Source organism: Streptosporangium sp. NPDC049376, assembly GCF_044466505.1.
Taxonomy (GTDB): Bacteria; Actinomycetota; Actinomycetes; order Streptosporangiales; family Streptosporangiaceae; genus Streptosporangium.
Genome location: NZ_JBITMT010000001.1, coordinates 45,071 through 62,638, shown reverse-complemented (window position 1 = coordinate 62,638; position 17,568 = coordinate 45,071). Strand labels below are relative to the sequence as shown.

13 protein-coding genes are annotated in these 17,568 nt (G+C 69.6%); 6 read left to right on the top strand and 7 right to left on the bottom strand.

Going from position 1 to position 17,568, the window contains the following annotated elements; genetic code table 11:
- Window positions 1-8: 8 nt before the first annotated feature.
- On the bottom strand, window positions 9-2,576 hold the full coding sequence (locus tag ACIBVQ_RS00245) for a glycosyl hydrolase family 18 protein (protein ID WP_352008434.1): 2,568 nt from the start codon (window positions 2,574-2,576) through the stop codon (window positions 9-11).
- A 171-nt stretch (window positions 2,577-2,747) separates the two neighbouring features.
- Window positions 2,748-4,220 carry an MFS transporter gene (locus tag ACIBVQ_RS00240; protein WP_399174696.1) on the bottom strand — a complete coding sequence of 491 codons (1,473 nt, stop codon included), beginning with the start codon at window positions 4,218-4,220 and terminating at the stop codon, window positions 2,748-2,750.
- A gap of 196 nt (window positions 4,221-4,416) precedes the next feature.
- On the opposite strand from ACIBVQ_RS00240, the gene ACIBVQ_RS00235 reads away from it, so the two are divergent.
- Entirely contained in the window at window positions 4,417-5,718 is a 1,302-nt protein-coding gene (locus ACIBVQ_RS00235; RefSeq protein WP_352008432.1) for a DUF2252 domain-containing protein, read from the top strand.
- A 47-nt stretch (window positions 5,719-5,765) separates the two neighbouring features.
- Here ACIBVQ_RS00235 and ACIBVQ_RS00230 read toward each other — a convergent pair whose 3' ends face one another.
- Window positions 5,766-7,271, bottom strand: a complete 1,506-nt coding sequence (locus ACIBVQ_RS00230) for a glycoside hydrolase family 3 N-terminal domain-containing protein (protein WP_352008431.1) — start codon at window positions 7,269-7,271, stop codon at window positions 5,766-5,768.
- 589 nt (window positions 7,272-7,860) lie between these two features.
- Between ACIBVQ_RS00230 and ACIBVQ_RS00225 the strand changes: the two genes are divergently transcribed.
- Window positions 7,861-8,544: a TetR/AcrR family transcriptional regulator gene (locus ACIBVQ_RS00225; protein WP_386190096.1), complete on the top strand. Its 684-nt coding sequence runs from the start codon at window positions 7,861-7,863 to the stop codon at window positions 8,542-8,544.
- A 9-nt stretch (window positions 8,545-8,553) separates the two neighbouring features.
- On the opposite strand, the gene ACIBVQ_RS00220 is transcribed toward ACIBVQ_RS00225, so the two are convergent.
- From ACIBVQ_RS00220 to ngcE, 4 genes are all read right to left on the bottom strand, one after another.
- Entirely contained in the window at window positions 8,554-9,429 is an 876-nt protein-coding gene (locus tag ACIBVQ_RS00220; RefSeq protein WP_386190095.1) for a chitosanase, read from the bottom strand.
- 80 nt (window positions 9,430-9,509) lie between these two features.
- On the bottom strand, window positions 9,510-10,376 hold the full coding sequence (locus ACIBVQ_RS00215; RefSeq protein WP_352008428.1) for a carbohydrate ABC transporter permease: 867 nt from the start codon (window positions 10,374-10,376) through the stop codon (window positions 9,510-9,512).
- On the bottom strand, window positions 10,373-11,287 hold the full coding sequence (locus ACIBVQ_RS00210; RefSeq protein ID WP_352008427.1) for a sugar ABC transporter permease: 915 nt from the start codon (window positions 11,285-11,287) through the stop codon (window positions 10,373-10,375). Before ACIBVQ_RS00210 ends, ACIBVQ_RS00215 begins: the two co-directional genes overlap by 4 nt.
- A 6-nt stretch (window positions 11,288-11,293) precedes the next feature.
- Window positions 11,294-12,661 (bottom strand): N-acetylglucosamine/diacetylchitobiose ABC transporter substrate-binding protein, encoded by a 1,368-nt coding sequence (gene ngcE, locus ACIBVQ_RS00205; RefSeq protein WP_399174693.1) that lies wholly within the window; start codon window positions 12,659-12,661, stop codon window positions 11,294-11,296.
- A gap of 154 nt (window positions 12,662-12,815) precedes the next feature.
- Between ngcE and ACIBVQ_RS00200 the strand changes: the two genes are divergently transcribed.
- From ACIBVQ_RS00200 to ACIBVQ_RS00185, 4 genes are all read left to right on the top strand, one after another.
- Window positions 12,816-13,484: a MerR family transcriptional regulator gene (locus ACIBVQ_RS00200; RefSeq protein ID WP_352008425.1), complete on the top strand. Its 669-nt coding sequence runs from the start codon at window positions 12,816-12,818 to the stop codon at window positions 13,482-13,484.
- A gap of 166 nt (window positions 13,485-13,650) precedes the next feature.
- The gene (gene glnII, locus ACIBVQ_RS00195; protein WP_399174690.1) at window positions 13,651-14,664 is read left to right on the top strand and encodes a glutamine synthetase; all 1,014 of its coding nucleotides are present in this window, start codon (window positions 13,651-13,653) and stop codon (window positions 14,662-14,664) included.
- A gap of 282 nt (window positions 14,665-14,946) precedes the next feature.
- Complete coding sequence (locus ACIBVQ_RS00190; protein ID WP_352008423.1) at window positions 14,947-15,798, top strand: helix-turn-helix domain-containing protein; 852 nt, start codon at window positions 14,947-14,949, stop codon at window positions 15,796-15,798.
- Window positions 15,799-15,875: 77 nt separating this feature from the next.
- Window positions 15,876-17,561, top strand: coding sequence for an FAD-dependent oxidoreductase (locus ACIBVQ_RS00185; RefSeq protein WP_399174688.1), 1,686 nt, complete (start codon window positions 15,876-15,878; stop codon window positions 17,559-17,561).
- Window positions 17,562-17,568 lie beyond the last annotated feature (7 nt).

Sequence of the window (17,568 nt, the reverse complement as noted above, 5' to 3'; positions counted from 1 at the left end):
CCGATCGATTACTTCAGGCCCGCGTCCACGGCGTTGGTCAGGGTGCCGGGGTCACCGGACATCTCCCAGATCATCACGCCGAGCAGGTTCTTGCTGCGGAGCCATGCGGTCTTCTTCGCGATCGTCCACGTGTCGTCGAAGGTCCACCACTGGCCGCCGTTGCCGGTGTAGCAGTAGGTCGCGACCGACTGCTCGTCGTGCTTGATGGTGCACCCGGGGACGCTGGCCAGCAGGTTGCTGTATCCACGGGTACCGGCCTCGTCCTGGAACTGGCCGGGCGCGGCGCCGGTCGCCGACTGCCACTCACCGGACTTGCCGCCGTCGGCGACCCCCTGCCAGCCACGCCCGTAGTAGGCGAGACCGATGGCGATCTTGCGGGGGTTCACCCCGGCCTGCAGGTAGGCGTTGACGGCGTTCTCCACGCTGAAGTGGAAGTTGTACGGGTCGTCGTTGTCGGCGTACAGGTTGGCCTGGTGGCCGGCGACGTTGGGCTCCCACGAGTTGTCGCTGCCCGATCCGTGGAAGTCGTAGCCCTGGACGTTGAAGATGTCCAGCGACTTGGCGACCTCGGCGAGCTCCCAGCCGGCCTCGATCTTGGCGGGGTCGGCGGGGGTGAAGGCGGTCAGCTGGTAGCGCTTACCGGTCTCGACGGTCAGGGCGTCGAGCTGCTTGCGGAACTCGGCGATCAGCAGGGTGTTGTTCTGCTTGTCGTTGGCGCCGATGTGGTTGCCCGGGTGGCCCTCCGCGCCCGGCCACTCCCAGTCGAGGTCGATGCCGTCGAAGATCCCGGCAGCGCTGCCCGGGCCGCCGGCGGCGTTGTAGGTGGGCAGGTTGCCCTTGATGTAGGTGTCGATGCAGGAGGAGACGAACTTCTTCCTGGCGGCGTCGGTGGCGGCCACGTCCGAGAAGTACTTGGAGTAGGTCCAGCCGCCGAGCGAGATCAGGATCTTCAGGTTCGGGTACTTCGCCTTGAGCTTCTTGAGCTGGTTGAAGTTGCCGCGCAGCTTCTCCCAGCCGGTGTCGCCGACACCGTCGACCGACTGACCGGCGCTCATCGGCCTGGCGTAGTCGGCGTCCGCGTCGCCGGAGCCGTCACCCTGGTTCGGGTCCTGCGGGTTGCCGCTGGTGCCCTTGGTCACACCCTGCAGACAGGTCAGGTTGACCGGGTCGATGTTGCCGAAGGCGTAGTTGAGGTGGGTCAGCTTCGCCGCGACGCCGGTGGTGTCGAGGTTGCGGACGAAGTACTGACGGCCGTAGATGCCCCACTGCACGAAGTAGCCGACCCGGGCGTAGCCACTGCCGATGATGTCGTCGGTGGTGACCTTCACCGCGTTGCTGGCGTCGGAGACGTTGTCGTAGGTGTCGCGGGCCTTGACCGTGAAGGTGTACTCGGTGGACGGCGAGAGGCCGGTCACCGTGGTCGAGGTCGAGGTCGAGGTGGTCAGCAGGGTCGAGCCGCTGTAGATCTCGTAGTTCGCGACCTCCTTGTTGTCCGTGGAGGCACCCCAGGTGAGGTTCACGGTCGAGGAGGACTTGCCGGTGCTGCGCAGGTTGGTGGGCGCGGTGGGCGGCTGGGTGTCGTCACCGGCGTTGTTGGTCGTGACCTTCAGCGGAGGAGTGGCCGCGGAGAGCGTGCCCTTCCTGTCCTTGGTCTTGACGGTGAAGGTGTACTCGGTGTTCGGGGTCAGGCCCGAGACGGTCGCGGTCGTCCCGGTGACCGTGGCCGCCACGTCGCTGCCCTTGTAGACCTGGTAGCCGACGATGGGCAGGCTGCCCTGGGTGGCCGCGTCCCAGGCCAGGGTCACGGTCTTGGTGGTCTTGACCGGCGAGCGCAGGTTGCCGGGGACGCCGGGCGGGGTGTCGGCGGCGCCGTCACACCTGACGTCGTTGATCCGGCAGTTGTCCGGCTCGGCGGAGGCGCTGCTGAGCGTGAAGGTCGGGCTGTAGGGCTCGGTCGAGCCGTGGGCCGCGACGTTGGTGTTGTAGTGGGCCGGGCTCAGCGTGACCGAACGGCCGCTCTGGCTGATCGAGCCGTTGTCGGCGGAGCTGGCGGTGACACCGGCGGGCAGGTCGAAGGTGATCGTCCAGCCGTTGAGCGCGGCGTCGGTGTTGTTGTTGACCACGAACTTGCCACGCGACCCGCTGGCCGAGTAGGTCGCGGTGACGGGCGCGTCCGGCGGGGGCGGGTCGCCGCTGCCGTCACAGTTGGCGTTGTTGATGGTGCACTTGGTCGGCTGGACGGCCGAGCTGAGCGTGAAGGTCGGGCTGTAGGGCTCGGTGTTGCCGTTCGCCTTCACGGTGTTGATGTAGAAGGCGGGGGTCAGCTTCACCTTGGTGCCAGTCTGCGAGATGGTCGCATTCTGGGCACCGCTCGCCGTCACCCCGGAGGGGAGTTCGAAAGTGATCGACCAACCGGTCACAGCGGTGCTGTTGGGGTTGCTCACCACGAACTTGCCCTGGTTGCCGGTGAGGGTGAAGGCGGCTGTCAGGCGAGCGGCTGCGTGGGCGGGGATCGACAATGCGGCCATCGCGGCCGCCATGGCGAACACCACCAGCACAGAAGCTAATCGGCGCATGTTGATGCTCTTTCCTTTAGGAAAGTTTCCTAATAATTATGCGGATCGTAACCCTGACCCCCGGGCTCTACAAGACCCAAAATGGTTGTAAAAACGGCGGGAGGCCGCCCCGGCCCTGGGCGGCCTCCCTTATGAAAACCGTTCTCGGAAAATGGAACGCTCCCGTACGACTCAGCGGTCCGCGCGGGTCCGCCCACCGTCCTCCCCGCCCTCGGAAACGGTTTCCGGCTCGGCCTTGGAAAGGGTTTCGGACAACGGCCGTCCCCTTCTCGGCATCACCAGCACGGCCGGCACGCCGAGCACCACGACGACCGTCATCGCCAGGAAGACGTGGTGCACGGCGAAGGCCAGGGCCGAACGGGCGGCCTGCGCCCCTGGACCGTCCAGCGCGGCGGCGACGTCGTCGACCGAGCCGACGGAACCGGACGACAGCAGGGACAGGCTCGCGACCGCCGCGAAGACCGCCGTGCCCACCGCGCTTCCCGCGCTGCGGAAGAACACCACCCCGCCCGTGACGACGCCACGCCGTTCCCAGCCGACCACGGACTGCGCGCCGACGAGGCAGGAGACCGAGACCAGGCCGAGCCCGGCGCCGTTGACGAACGCGCACAGGCCCGCGTAGACGAGCGGCGAGGCCGGGCCCAGCAGCGTGAACATCACCGCCGAGACGACGACGAGCACCATCCCGGCCAGGGCCGTGGCGCGGAAGCCGTACCTCAGGTAGAGGCGGTCGGCCAGTCCTGCGGCCAGCGGCCAGCCGATGGACTGCGTGGCGAGTGCGAACCCGGCGGCGACCGCGCCGACCCCGAGCACTCCCTGGGCGTAGGTGGGCAGGTAGAGGGCGGGGGCGATCAGCACCACGCCGACGAGCGCGCTGCCGAGGAACGAGCCGAGCAGCATCCGGTCACGCCAGACCCACGGCGGCACGACCGGCTCGGCCGCGTGCCGCTCCCAGCGCAGGAAGGCCGCGAGCAACGCCAGACCGGGCGCGATCAGCCACCAGACGGTCTCCTGGAGCCCGATCATCACGGTGACGACGCCCGCCGCGAGCAGGGCGGTGCCGAACAGGTCGAGGCGGTGCGGACGGCGTTCGACCGACTCGCGCAGGAACACGGTGACCATGGCCAGCGCGGCCACCCCGATCGGGAGGTTCAGCAGGAAGACCCAGCGCCACAGCCCGAACTCCGACAGCAGGCCGCCCAGTGCCGGGCCGAGCAGCGCGGAGCCTCCCCACACCGTGGACATCAGCGCCGAGATGCGTCCCCGCTGGGCCAGTGGGTAGAGGTCGCCCGCGATCGTCTGGGTGATCGGCAGGATCGCTCCCGCCCCGACCCCCTGCACCGCCCGCGCCACGATGAGGACGGGCATGCTCCAGGCCACACCCGCCAGCAGCGACCCGGCCAGGAAGGTCGCCGCGCCCACGAGCAGCATGGGTTTGCGGCCGTAGACGTCGGCGAGCCCGCCGTAGATCGGGGTGCACACCGCCTGGGCCAGCATGTAGACCGCGATGACCCAGGGGAAGAGGGAGAAGGCCCCCAGGTCACGCACGATCGCCGGGACCGCGGTGGCCACGATCGTGGCGTCCATCGCGGCCAGGGCCGTGCTGAGCATGAGCCCGGCCACCACCGGTCCCCGTCGTGTCACAGCCGCGTCACCGTCTCTCCCCGCGAGGACACCGTGGTCGGAGTCCTCTCTCCCCAACAGACGCGGGCGAACGCCTCATTCCATGGCATGTCCCCTTGTTTCCCCGGACATCCCTTCCGCCGGGAAGCCGCCGCTGTGACGGCCCTGTGACGTCTTCGCCTGGCGGAGCCGGGCGGTGGGCCCTAACGTGCGCACCATGACCACAGATGGGCGCTCGGCGCACATTCTCGATGTCCTGATCACCGAGTTCGGCGAGTCGATCAGGCGTGACCCCCCGGCCTTCCGGCGCAAGTTCAGGAAGATGGCCGCCTCCCCGTTCGCCTTCTACCGCGGCAGCGCCTGCCTGTTCTACGCGGACATGGCCGGTTCCTTCGCCGACACGGCCTTCCTCGACGACCAGACGAGCCGGGTGTGGATACACGGCGACCTGCACGCGGAGAACTTCGGCACCTACATGAACGCCTCCGGCGTCCTGGTCTTCAACGTCAACGACTTCGACGAGGCCTACGTCGGCCCCTACATCTGGGACCTCAAGCGGTTCGTGGCCAGCGTCGCGCTCATCGGCTACGCCAAGGCGCTGTCGGACGAGGTGATCACCGACCTGGTCTCGGGGTTCGCCAAGGCCTACCTCACCGAGCTGACCGGCATCTCCGAGGGCGGGGACGAGGCGATCGGCTCACTGACGCTGGAGACGACCACCGGTGTGCTGCACCGGGTGCTCCAGGTCGCCCGGCTCAACACCCGGGTCGCGCTGCTCGACGTCGAGACCACGATCGACAACTTCGAGCGCAGGTTCGCCATCATGGACGGCCGTTATCCGGTCGACGAGGAGACCAGGCACGCCGTCGAGGCCGCCTTCGCGGAGTACCTCACCACGCTCCCCTCGTCGGTCCCCGCGGTCGAGCACAGGATCAAGGACTTCGCGCTCCGCATGGGCGTCGGCATCGGCTCGGCGGGCCTGCCGTCCTACAACATGCTCCTTGAGGGCCACACCCAGGCCCTGGAGAACGACGTCATCCTCTACATGAAGCAGGCCCAGGTCCCGGCCGTCGCCCGGTACATCACCGACGAGAAGGTACGCGGCTACTTCAGGCACCAGGGGCACCGTACGGCGGAGTCACAGCGGGCCCTGCAGGCCTACGCCGACCCCTGGCTCGGCCACACGACGCTGAACGGCGTCGGCCAGCTCGTCGCCGAGGTCTCCCCCTACTCGGCCGACCTCGACTGGGGCGACGTCAACGAGCCGGAGGAACTCGCCTCGGTGATCGGCGACCTCGGCAGGGCCGTGGCCCGCATGCACTCCGTCGCCGACGACGAGTCCAGCCACGACCTGGTCGACTTCTCGACCGAGGACGCGATCGTGAACGTGATCGGTGCCGACGCCGCCGGGTTCACCCGTGTGCTCGTCGACTTCGCCCACGCCTACGGCGCGCGGGCCAGGGCCGACCACCAGCTGTTCGTCGACCTGTTCCGCAACGGCCGCCTGCCCGGCCTGTGAGCGTGTTCCGCCGTTCCCGCGGCCCGGGGGCGGCGGAACACGCTGGATCAGGCGTCCCCCGCCAGCACCTCGGCCGCGGCCTGGCCGCACACCTTGGAGGAGCCGTGGGTGGCGATGTGGACGGCGCCGAGGTCGGAGCGTCCCGGCAGGCCCATCTCGACCACGACGGCGTCGGAGCGCGCTGCCAGCAGGTGCTGCAGGGCGTCCATCTGCCAGGGGTGACGGTGGGCGTCGCGGACGACGGCGACCAGCGGCCGGTCGGTGGCGGCGGCCAGCACCCCCTCTACCGCGCTCCCGGTCGCCCCGGAGGCGTCCAGGCGCGTCACCGTGGTGCCGGGCAGCAGCTTGCCGAGCGGCTCACCGACACCCCAGGGCGTGTCCTTCTCGATGGCCAGGTTCATCTCGGGGGCCAGTTCGAGCACGTGGGGCGGGGCGGCCAGGGGAAGGGAGGCGCTCGCCGAGCGGCGGGTGATCCGCAGCGCCCGCCTGGCCGCCTCAAGGCCGATGGAGACGTCTCCCGGACGCGAGGGCGCGGGGTCCTGCCGCCTGGGGGCCGAGGCCGCCCACAGGGCCAGTTCGCACACCCGCCGTGCGGCGTCGGCCAGCCTCTCCTCGGGAAGCCTGCCCTCGATCACCGCGTCCACGATGGCGTCGCGGACGTCGATGGCGGTCTGCTCGTCGGAGTTCTGGCCGCCGATGCAGATCGCGTCCGCGCCTCCGGCGATGGCCAGCGCCGAGGCGCCGCCGATGCCGTACGGGCCCGAGACGGCGGTCATCTCGATGCCGTCGGTGATGATGACGCCCTCGAAGCCGAGTTCGACACGGAGCAGGTCGTGCAGCACCTTGCCGCTGAGCGTCGCGGGCACGCCCGGGTCGAGAGCGGAGACCAGCAGGTGGGCCGTCATGACCGTGCGCACGCCCTCGGCGATCGCCGCGCGGAAGGGCCGCAGCGCGACCTCGCGCAGTTCCTCGGCGGTCGCCGTGACCAGCGGGACGCTGTGGTGGGAGTCGACCGAGGTGTCCCCGTGCCCGGGGAAGTGCTTGGCGCAGGCGGCGACGCCCGCCGACTGCAGGCCCCGGATCCAGGCCGCGGTGTGCCGGGAGACCAGGTCGGGGTCCGCGCCGAAGGAGCGCAGGCCGATGACCGGGTTGTCGGGGTTGGAGTTGACGTCGGCCGAGGGTGCGAAGTTGAGGTTGACGCCGGTCAGCGCCAGATCGCGGCCGAGGTCGGCGGCGAGTTCCTCGGTGAGCGCGACGTCGTCGACGACTCCGAGGGCGAAGCTGCCGGGGCGCGTGCTCCCTGCCGCCGCCTCAAGCCGGGTCACCTCTCCCGACTCCTCGTCGATGCCCACGAGAACCTGCGGGTTCTCCGCGCGCAGCGCCGCGGTGAGGTCGGCGACCTGGGAGGGGGTGGCGATGTTCCTGGAGAAGAGCACCACCCCGGTCAGGCCCTCGCTCAGGCGTCTGCGGACCCAGTCGGGCGGTGACTTGCCCTCGAATCCCGGGAGAACAACCGTGTCCGCCAGACGAAGCAGCTCTTGGCCGCGCTTCATGCACCCTCCTCGCCTCATGGCCGGCCGGCATCTCATGCCGAGGACACGCGGACACCATGTTGTGTTCACAGGCGTGGGAGGAAGCGCTCCCATCGGCCTTGCGCGCAAATCTAATAGGAAACTTTCTTTATCGCTAGGGGGCTGACCATGGGCCTTCCGTCAAGATCCTGCGATCCGGAGTGACACCTGGTACCCGGGAACGCTCCAGGGGCGGCAGGGGGAACGGTCACCGGAAGCCACGGGACGTGCCGGGTGCGTCACCATGGGCGATCTTTGAGCGAAACCATCCGTGTGGCGCGCGCCAGCGAAGCCGGATCCGTCACGAGCCCCCTCCGGAGACCGGACGCGCTCCAAGAAAGAGGAGGCATGTCCAGAGAAGTGACGTTTATGAGTTTTGTCGGTAAGGGAAGGCTTTCCCCTCCCCTTACGGAAAACCGAAACCCACCCCGCGCCCACCCGGGCACGAGCCGTACGGCTCGGCGCCGGAGAGCGGCCCCGCCACACCGTTCCGGACAGGCGCCCGGCACGGGGCGAATGCCGCGATGAGCTGGTTCGTTCGCGCGAACAAGCGATTACGCAAAGACTCATAATGGAGGACGTGAACACGAGAAAGAACTCCGGCGCCACGACCACCTCCGTCAGACGCCAGGGTGCGACCAGGCGCGCGGCCTCATCCGGCTCCGCCTCGGAGCGCCGCGAACACCTCGTGAAACTCGCCGCCGACCTCTTCGCCCGCAAGGGATTCCAGGCGACAACCGTCCGCGAGATCGCGGAGGAGGCCGGCATCCTGTCCGGCAGCCTCTACCACCACTTCGACTCCAAGGAGACGATCGTCGACGAGGTGCTGACCACCTTCCTCGACGACCTCGTCGGCCGCTACCGCACAGTGCTCGACCGGCGGGAGGACCCCCGCACGACCCTGTCGGAGATGGTCCGCGTCGCCTTCGGCACGCTCGAACCGCACCGCGCGGCGATCACCGTCATGCAGAACGACTGGAACTACCTGCGCTCCCTGCCCGGCGACCGCTTCGACTACCTGGTCAGGACCGAGGAGGAGGTCGAGCGCATGTGGGTCGAGCAGATCAGGCGCGGCCAGGCCGCCGGGCAGCTCCGCGGGGACATCGACCCCAAGCTCACCTACCGCATGGTCCGCGACAGCATCTGGGTCACGGTCCGCTGGTTCAGGCCGGGGGGACGCCTGAACACCGCGGGACTCGCCGACCACTACATCACGGTCCTCCTCGACGGCCTGACGACCGGCGAGCGGGCCTGAGCCGGACGGCTACTTCTTGATCCGGTAGGAGTCGCCGTAGACCTTCCACGACAACGGCGTGTTCAGGTCGAGGTTGCCCTTCCTGAGGAAGACCCGCTGCGCGGTGTCCACCCTGCTGGTGTCCTCGTGGGCCGACTCGGCCTTCATGGCGACCTTGCGGGCGTCGAGGAAGGCGTTGAGGTAGGCGGTCTCGTCACCGCCCTGCGACGGCGGCTTGGCCTTCTTCAGCGCGTTCCTGCGGATCGCCCCGAAGCTGAGCGAGTCGTCGCCGCCGCCGTGCATGACGATGGCGTCGTAATAGACGAACTGGCCGAGGGCGCGCAGGCCGTCCTTCTTGGCCTGCCGTACGGCGGGGCGGAAGTAGAGCCGGTCGCGTTCGTGGTTCTGCGCCTTCCTGAAGGCCCTGTCCTTCGCCGCGCGGGCCCAGGCCTTGGTGAAGCCGGGGTCGAGGCCCTTGTGCGAGTCGGTGCCGTTGACCCGTCGCAGGGCGGGGAGGTACTTGGCCAGCGGGTTGTGCGGTTTGTACCGGGTGTAGAGCTTGACCAGGTCCAGCATGTCCCCGGTGCCCGAGCAGAAGCCGACGATGCCCGCCGTGTAGCCGCGGTCGTCGTCGATGTCCTCGATGTACTTGTACTGTGCCCGCCAGTTGAGGGAGGAGTTCTCCGCGCTGGAGACCAGCTTCATCGCGATCTCCTTCTTGGCCGGGTCGTCGAGCCCCGGTGCCGAAGCCGAGGCCGAGACTCCGGAGGTCACCGTGGAACGTGCCGGGGCGGCGTGCGCGGCCTGGCCCGGGGCGAGCGGGACGGCGGCCCCGGCAGCCACCACGGGCGCCAGGAACAGCCCGAGAAGACGTCGACGCCCGCCGAGGCGGGCGGAGGAGGTCACAGACAGGGTGTCGGTTGCCCGATATGTCGTCAGTGTCACTCCAACAGTTAACCCAATCTCCGCGAACGGCAAAATCCGATCTACTTGAACGCCCCCGCGGTCAGCCCCCTGCGGATCTGTCCCTGAAGGAGCGCGTGGACGACGATCATCGGGATGATCGCCATACCGAGCGCGGCGAACAGCGCGCCCCAGTCGGCGTCGTAGCCCGCCGTGGTCGAGATGTCGGCGATGCCCTGCGTGAGCAGCCAGCTGTCCCGGTCGGAGGGCAGCAGCACGAGGGGAAGCTGGTACTGGTTCCACTGGCCGAGCACGTTGAAGACCGTCACGCTGACGACACCGGGCCTGGCCATCGGAAGCATGATCTGGAAGAACACCCGCGTGTGCGAGGCGCCGTCCACGAAGGCGGCCTCCGCGACCGTCTCCGGCAGGGTCCCGAAGAAGGCGGTCAGGAAGAACACCGTGAACGGCAGGGAGAAGGCGATGTAGACGAGGATCAGCCCGCCGTGGGTGTTCAGGCCGATGAACGGGCCGACCAGCGGCAGCGCCCCGGTGTTCCTGACGACGAAGAACAGCGGGGTCAGCACCAGGTAAACCGGCAGGGCCAGTCCCGCGACGAACAGCGCGTGCACGATCCGGCTGCCGCGGAAGCGGTAGCGGGCCAGCACGTAGGCCGCCATCGCGCCGAACAGCATGGTGCCCGCCGTACCGCACGCCACGACGACGACGCTGTTGAGCATGTAGCGGCCCACGTGCGCCTGCTGCCAGGCGCGCGCCCAGTTGTCGAGGCGGATCGTGGCCGGCGGCGACCAGGCGTCGCCGAAGATCTCCCGCTCGCTCTTCACCGAGGCCAGAAAGGTCCACGCGATCGGCACCGTGACCAGGAGCGTCCACCAGAGCAGGACGGCGTGCGAGAGGAGCGCCGTGAGGCGGGCGCGGGCCGCGCTCACCGGAACTCGATCCGCTCGCGCCGGGTCAGCCGCAGGACCAGCACCGCGAACCCGGTGGTGAGCGCGAACAGCACCACACCCATCGCACAGGCGTAACCGAACCTGGAGTAGTGGAAGGCGTTGCGGTAGACCTCCGCCGCCATCACCGTCGTGGAGTGGTCGGGACCGCCCTGCTCGGCCGTCATCACCCACACGACGGCGAAGACGTCGAGCGCGGCGACGCCGAGATAGACCCAGCCCGCCTGGACCGTGTCCCGCAGCAGGGGAAGGGTGATCCGCAGGAACAGCCGTCCGCCCCTGGCGCCGTCGATGGCCGCGGCCTCGAACAGCTCGCGCGGGATGGAGACGATGGCCGCGGAGAAGAGCACGACGTAGAACCCGACCGCCTGCCAGACCAGCACGAACAGCACGGCCCACAGCGCCAGGCGGGTCTCCGCCAGCGGCCCGACCGGCTCGAACCCCAGGGCGGTCAGCGGGCCGTTGAGCATCCCACTCCTGTCCGGCCTGAGGATCTGCCGGAACAGGACGGCGACCAGGACGACGGCCAGCACCTGCGGGAAGAAGAAGACCACCCGGTAGAACCCCGCTCCCCTGACCGCTCCCCCGCCCGTGCGCCCGGCCGCCCCGTCACCGGTCAGCAGCCAGGCGAACAGCAGGGCGAGCCCGATCGTCAGCGGCGGCACCAGCGCCAGCAGCAGCAGGTTGTGGCCGGCGGCCCGCAGGAAGACCTCGTCGCCGAGGAGCCTGCGGAAGTTGTCCGCCCCCACGAAGCGCGGGACGGCGTTGACCCCGCGCCAGTCGGTGAGCGCGATGACGAGGGCCTGCGCGCAGGGGGAGAGCACGTAGACCGTGTACAGCGTGACCGGGACGGCGAGGAACCCGGCGACGAACCGTCTCCTGTGCTGGTTCATCGGCGGCTACCTCGTGAACTTCCGCACCGAGGGGTCGGCTCTGAGCACGTCGGCCTTGCGCTGGGCCCGCTCGGCCCACCGGTCGGCGCTGATCGCCCCGCTCATCAGCTGCCCCGAGGCCGCGGCGACCTCGTCGTGCAGTTCGGAGTACCACCTGCGGAACATGAAGGTGACGACGTTGCCGCCGGCGGCGGCGAGGGCGGCGCGGGCGCTCTCCAGGCCGGGTTTGAGCCTGAGACCGTCGGCCGCCCCCCTGACGACGGTGAGCGTCGAGACGGCCTCGGTGAACCTCCCCGCCGCCCGCCGGGAGAGCATGGCCCGCAGGTATTCGAGCCCGGCCCCGGGGTTGGCCGAGCGCGCGGGCACGATGTACTCCTCACCCGGCTGGGCGTGCAGCGTGCCGTACGGCATGGCGTCCGAGGGGCCGAAGTCGGGCAGCGGGAACATCGCGTAGCCGAAGCCGTCCGGGGCTGAGCCGCGTTGCTCGTTCTCCAGCCAGGAACCGCAGGGCAGCATGGCGACCAGCCCGCGGTTCTGCGCGATCTGGGTCTGGACGTGGTCGAGGCCCGCGGTGCCCTCAAGGAGGTGCCTGGCCCCGATCTCCGCGAACGCCGCGGCGGCCCGCCGTACGGGCTCGGCCTGCCAGGCGCCCTCGGCGAGGTTGTCGATGTCGGTCAGCACCCGCCTGCCGCCGATCTTCGCCGCGAGGGTGAGGATGGGCTCGTAGATGTACTGGGGGTGGGTGCCCGCGTAGGTGAACGGCGCCATCCCCGAACGCCTGATCTCCTCGCAGAGGTCGAGGAAACGCGCCCACGTCCTGGGCGGTCGCCACCCCCTGGCCTCGAAGAGCGGCCGCGAGTACCAGATGCCCCAGACGGTGTTGGTGTAGTTCATGACGTACGGCCTGCCGCCGTAGCCGCCCAGCTCGATCGCCATGGGATCGACGGTCTCGCGCACCGTGACGGAGGGGTCGTCCCAGCTGGGCGCGTCGTACAACGGTGTCAGGTCGGTGAGCTGGCCGTCCTGGACCAGGGCACCCAGGTCCATGGCCCCGGCCCCGGAGTCGTCCACGACCTCGGGCGGGTCCCCTCCGACGAAACGCGGCTGGAGGGTCCTGGAGATCTCCTTGGTCGCGTTGTGGCTGATCCTGAGGCGGGGGAAGCGGGCGGCGACCAGCGGTTCGTGAATGGTCCTGGCGTAGTCGTCGCCGAGCCCCCCGTCGAAGATCCAGATCTCCAGGGGACCGTCCTCGACGAGACGGGGCGCGCCCGCGGTGGACGTCGGAGGCGCGCCGCCGACGGGGAAGGCGCAGGAGGACAGGGCCAGCGGGCCGAGCCCGGCCAGGGCGCCGCGCAGCAGCTCGCGCCGGGACACGCCCCGCCACCCGGTTCGCCGCCCGGCTCGCCACCCGGAAGGGAGAGAGGGGGAGTTCACGATCACCCTTTCATGACGTACGGTGACCGTCACGCTACCCTCCGCCCCCGACGGGAACAACGACGCACCTATTGGGTAGTTGTACTATCCGGCTATGCGGATTTCCCAGCTCAGCGCCGAGACGGGCGTGCCCATCCCCACGATCAAGTACTACCTGCGGGAAGGTCTGCTCCCCTCCGGCGAGCAGACCTCGGCGACCAGGGCCGAGTACGGCGAGGCCCACGTGCGCAGGCTGCGGCTGATCCGCGCGCTGCTTGAGGTCGGGCGGCTGCCGATCGCCTCCATCGCCAAGGTGCTGGCCGCGGTCGACGACGAGGAACTGAGCATGCACCGTGTGCTGGGCACCGCCCACTACGCCATCGCCCCCGCGCCCGCGCCCCGGCCCGACGGTGAGGAGTGGCGCCGCGCCCGCGCCGAGGCCGACCGGCTGATCTCCGGCCTCGGCTGGCGGACGGAGCCCTGGGCCCCGGCGCTCGACGAGCTGGCCCAGGCCCTGTACGCCCTGGCCCGGCTCGGCATGCCGATGGACGAGGAGGCCCTGCGTCCCTACGCGCGGGCCGCGGAGACGCTGGTCGAGCACGAGTTCGGCGTCCTCCCCCTGGACGGGCCCCGTGAGACGGCGGTCGAGACCCTGGTCATCGGCACCGTCATGCACGGCCGGGTCCTCGACGTGCTGCGCCGCCTGGCCCACGAGTCCGCCTCGGCCCGTTTCTTCGGGATAGAGCCCGGCGACGACGGTGACAAGGCTCACACGACCCCGTGACGATCTCCGTTTCCGCAGCTCAGACCCTGTTTTCACGGGAATGTGAACACCGTGCCGGGCGAACCGGACCTGAGTAACATCCCGTTCACATAAGGGCAACAGATGCGAAATCGCGACTTGCGAGTCTTTGGGGCAGCAGACCCCTCCCCTAGCAAGGACTCCGGCGATGACCTTCAAGGCTGAGTACATCTGGATCGACGGCACCGAGCCGACCGCCAAGCTCCGTTCGAAGACAAGGATCCTCGCCGACGGCGCCGAGCTGCCGCTGTGGGGCTTCGACGGGTCCAGCACCAACCAGGCCGACGGCGGCGCCTCCGACCTCGTGCTCAAGCCGGTGTTCACCTGCCCCGACCCGATCCGCGGCGGCGACAACGTGCTGGTCCTGTGCGAGGTCCTCACCATCGACATGAACCCGCACGCCAGCAACACCCGCGCCGCCCTCGTCGAGGTGGCCGAGCGGTTCGCCGAGCAGGAGTCCTGGTTCGGCATCGAGCAGGAGTACACCTTCTTCAAGGAGGGCCGTCCGCTCGGCTTCCCGATCGGCGGCTTCCCCGCCCCGCAGGGCGGCTACTACTGCGGCGTCGGCGCCGACGAGGTCTTCGGCCGCGACGTCGTGGAGAAGCACCTCGACCTGTGCCTTGAGGCCGGTCTGGCGATCTCCGGCATCAACGCCGAGGTCATGCCCGGCCAGTGGGAGTTCCAGGTCGGCCCGGCGGGCCCGATCGAGGTCGCCGACCAGCTCTGGATCGCCCGGTGGCTGCTCTACCGCGTCGCCGAGGACTTCAACATCGCCGCCACGCTCGACGCCAAGCCGGTGAAGGGCGACTGGAACGGCGCGGGCGCGCACACCAACTTCTCGACCAAGGCGATGCGGGAGGGCTACGACCCGATCATCACCGCCTGCGACGCCCTCGCGGCGAACGCCCTGGAGCACGTCAAGCACTACGGCGCGGGCATCGAGGAGCGCCTCACCGGCCACCACGAGACCGCCCCCTGGAACGAGTTCAGCTACGGCGTCTCCGACCGCGGCGCCTCCGTGCGCATCCCGTGGCAGGTCGAGGTGGAGAAGAAGGGCTACATCGAGGACCGTCGCCCCAACGCCAACGTCGACCCGTATCTGGTGACCCGTCTCATCGTCAGCACCTGCTGCTCCGCCCTTGAGAAGGCCGGCCAGGTCTGACAGGCACGTCCGCGCGGGGCCGCGTCCACCCGGAAGGGGCGGGCGCGGCCCTTCCGCGTTCCCAGGACATGGCCCGCCGTGTTCCAGCGTGCGGAACGTTTTCTGAATCCCGATGAAGCTGGTCGCCGGTCCGGCCTTCACCGGCACGATTGGAAAAAGCGCTGGTCAGCGGCAACTTTTTCCGCACTCCATTGGAAAACACTCCAAAACGATTAATTTCGTACTAAATAATGTTCGTTACGACAACGCCCAACAGGCATGGCGAGCCGTACCATAACTCCGATGCGGGACGTCGTGGAGCAGTTGCAGCGCCTGGGCATGTCCGGTTACGAGGCCAAGGCCTATGTGACGTTGGTCGTCGCCGGGCAACCCCTCAACGGTTACGAGGTGGCCAAGCGCTCCGGCGTGCCACGAAGCACCGTCTACGAGACGCTGGGCAAGCTGGTGTCCAAGGGCGCGGCCTACGAGCTGCGCGGCCCCGAGGAGGCGGTCGGCTACCTGCCGCTGCCGCCCAGGTCCCTGCTCGAACGCATGCGCAGAGAGTTCGACGACTCGATCGAGTCGCTCCAGTCCTCACTGCCCACGATCGTCGCGCCTCCCGGGGCGCACATCATCCACAACCTCAAGGGCACCGAGGCCGTCCTCGCGCGGGCGGAGGACGTGGTCGCCGCCGCGCGCACCGACCTGTTCCTGTCGATCTGGCCGGAGGAGATGAAGCAGCTCTCCCCGCTGGTCGGACGGGCGGCCGAGCGCGGGGTCGAGGTGTCGGTCGTGCACTTCGGCCCGGCCGAGACCCAGGTCGGCTACCTGTACGAGCACCGCTTCCCGGTGCCCGACTCGGTGGCCGACAACCTGGGCTGCGGCCTGCTGGTGGTCGTCGGCGACGGCCGCGAGGTCCTGATCGGCGGGTTCGTGAACGGCTCGGCCTGGGGCGTCTACACCGAGGACCCGGCCGTCGTCCTGATGGCGGTCGAGTACATCAAGCACGACATCGCCCTGCAGATCATCGCCGACCGGATCGGGCACGGCACGCTGACCGACTTCTGGAGCAGCGATCCGGAGCTGATGCGGCTGCGTGCCGCCCACGGCCACCCCGCGGCCCTGCTGCGCGCCGTGGGCATGCCCGACCACTGAGACCGCGATGGCCGGGCACCACAGAGGGATATGACATTCTTCGGAGGAAGATGTCACGCTTCGGGGGAAGGCTGGTCATGGACAAACCGGTCATCGTAACTGTCGATGACGATCCGGGCGTCTCGCGGGCCGTCGCACGCGACCTCAGACGCCGGTACGGCCAGTCCTACCGGGTCGTCAGGGCCGACAGCGCCACACAGGGCATGGACAGCGTGCGCGAGATGCGGCTGCGCGGCGACGACGTCGCGGCCATCCTCGCCGACTACCGGATGCCCCAGATGAACGGCGTCGAGTTCCTCGAACAGGCCATGGACCTGTACCCGTACGCCCGCCGGGTGCTGCTCACCGCGTACGCCGACACCGACGCCGCGATCCAGGCGATCAACGTGGTCGACCTCGACCACTACCTGCTCAAGCCGTGGGACCCGCCCGAGGAGAAGTTCTACCCGGTGCTCGACTCGCTGCTCGACGCCTGGCAGCGCGCCGAGCGGCGCGACTCCGACGAGCTGCGGGTGGTCGGGGCCCGCTGGTCGGCCAGGTCCTACGAGGTCCGCGACTTCCTGGCCCGCAACCAGGTCCCCTACCGCTGGCTGCTGGCCGACTCCCCCGAGGGTGTCCAGCTCCTGACCGCGGCGGGCGAGCGGACCGGGGAGGAGGACGCGGCCCACGAGGTCAGCCCGGCCAGGCTGCCGCTGGTCGTCACCGGCGAGGGCGCCAAGCTCGTCGCCCCGGACACCTCGACGCTGGCCTCCGCCGTCGGCCTGTCCACCGCCCCCGCGACCGACTTCTACGACCTGATCGTCATCGGCGGCGGTCCCGGCGGCCTCGGCGCCGCGGTCTACGGGGCCTCGGAGGGGCTGCGCACGGTGATGGTCGAGCAGCACGCCTCCGGCGGGCAGGCGGGCCAGAGCTCCCGCATCGAGAACTACCTCGGCTTCCCCGACGGCGTCTCCGGCGCCCAGCTCGCCGACCGCGCCCGCCGCCAGGCCCTGAAGTTCGGCGCCGAACTGCTCACCGCCCGTACGGTCACCAGCCTGGAGGTCCGGGGACAGGCCAAGGTCGTCGGGTTCGCCGACGGCGGCAGCATCGCGGCGCACACCGTGATCCTGGCCACCGGCGTCTCCTACCGCAGGCTGAGCGCCCCCGGTCTCGACGACTTCGTCGGCAGGGGCGTCTACTACGGTGCCGCGGTGACCGAGGCCCCCGAGTGCCGCGACCGCGAGGTCTACGTCGTCGGCGCCGCCAACTCCGCCGGGCAGGGCGCGGTCTACCTGTCCGGATACGCCTGCAAGGTCCACCTGGTCGTCAGGGGCGAGGGGCTGGAGAAGTCCATGTCGCACTACCTGATCGAGCAGATCTCCCAGATCCCGAACATCGAGGTGCACACCGAGACCGAGGTCGTCGGCGCCGGGGGCGACGACCACCTGGAACGGCTCACGCTCAAGGGCCCCGAGGGCGAGCGCACGGCCGAGGCCGAGTGGCTGTTCGTCTTCATCGGCGCCGAGCCGTTCACCGACTGGCTGGGCGACACGGTCGAACGCGACCGCAGGGGCTTCGTCCTCACCGGCCCCGACCTGACCGCCGCGGAGAACCGGCCGCGCAACTGGCCGCTGCGGCGGGAGCCGTACCACCTGGAGACCAACGTGCCCGGGGTGTTCGCCGCCGGGGACGTCAGGGCGGACTCGATCAAGCGGGTCGCCTCCGCGGTCGGCGAGGGGGCCATGGCCGTCGCGCTGGTGCACCGCTACCTGGAGAAGACGTGACGGAGGC

Bases quoted from the DNA above. Each gene is read 5' to 3' on its own strand.
- ACIBVQ_RS00245 (WP_352008434.1), bottom strand. From the start codon at position 2,576: ATGCGCCGATTAGCTTCTGTGCTGGTGGTGTTCGCCATGGCGGCCGCG.
- ACIBVQ_RS00235 (WP_352008432.1), top strand. From the start codon at position 4,417: ATGACCACAGATGGGCGCTCGGCGCACATTCTCGATGTCCTGATCACC.
- ACIBVQ_RS00230 (WP_352008431.1), bottom strand. From the start codon at position 7,271: ATGAAGCGCGGCCAAGAGCTGCTTCGTCTGGCGGACACGGTTGTTCTC.
- ACIBVQ_RS00225 (WP_386190096.1), top strand. From the start codon at position 7,861: ATGGAGGACGTGAACACGAGAAAGAACTCCGGCGCCACGACCACCTCC.
- ACIBVQ_RS00210 (WP_352008427.1), bottom strand. From the start codon at position 11,287: ATGAACCAGCACAGGAGACGGTTCGTCGCCGGGTTCCTCGCCGTCCCG.
- ACIBVQ_RS00200 (WP_352008425.1), top strand. From the start codon at position 12,816: ATGCGGATTTCCCAGCTCAGCGCCGAGACGGGCGTGCCCATCCCCACG.
- glnII (WP_399174690.1), top strand. From the start codon at position 13,651: ATGACCTTCAAGGCTGAGTACATCTGGATCGACGGCACCGAGCCGACC.
- ACIBVQ_RS00190 (WP_352008423.1), top strand. From the start codon at position 14,947: ATGCGGGACGTCGTGGAGCAGTTGCAGCGCCTGGGCATGTCCGGTTAC.
- ACIBVQ_RS00185 (WP_399174688.1), top strand. From the start codon at position 15,876: ATGGACAAACCGGTCATCGTAACTGTCGATGACGATCCGGGCGTCTCG.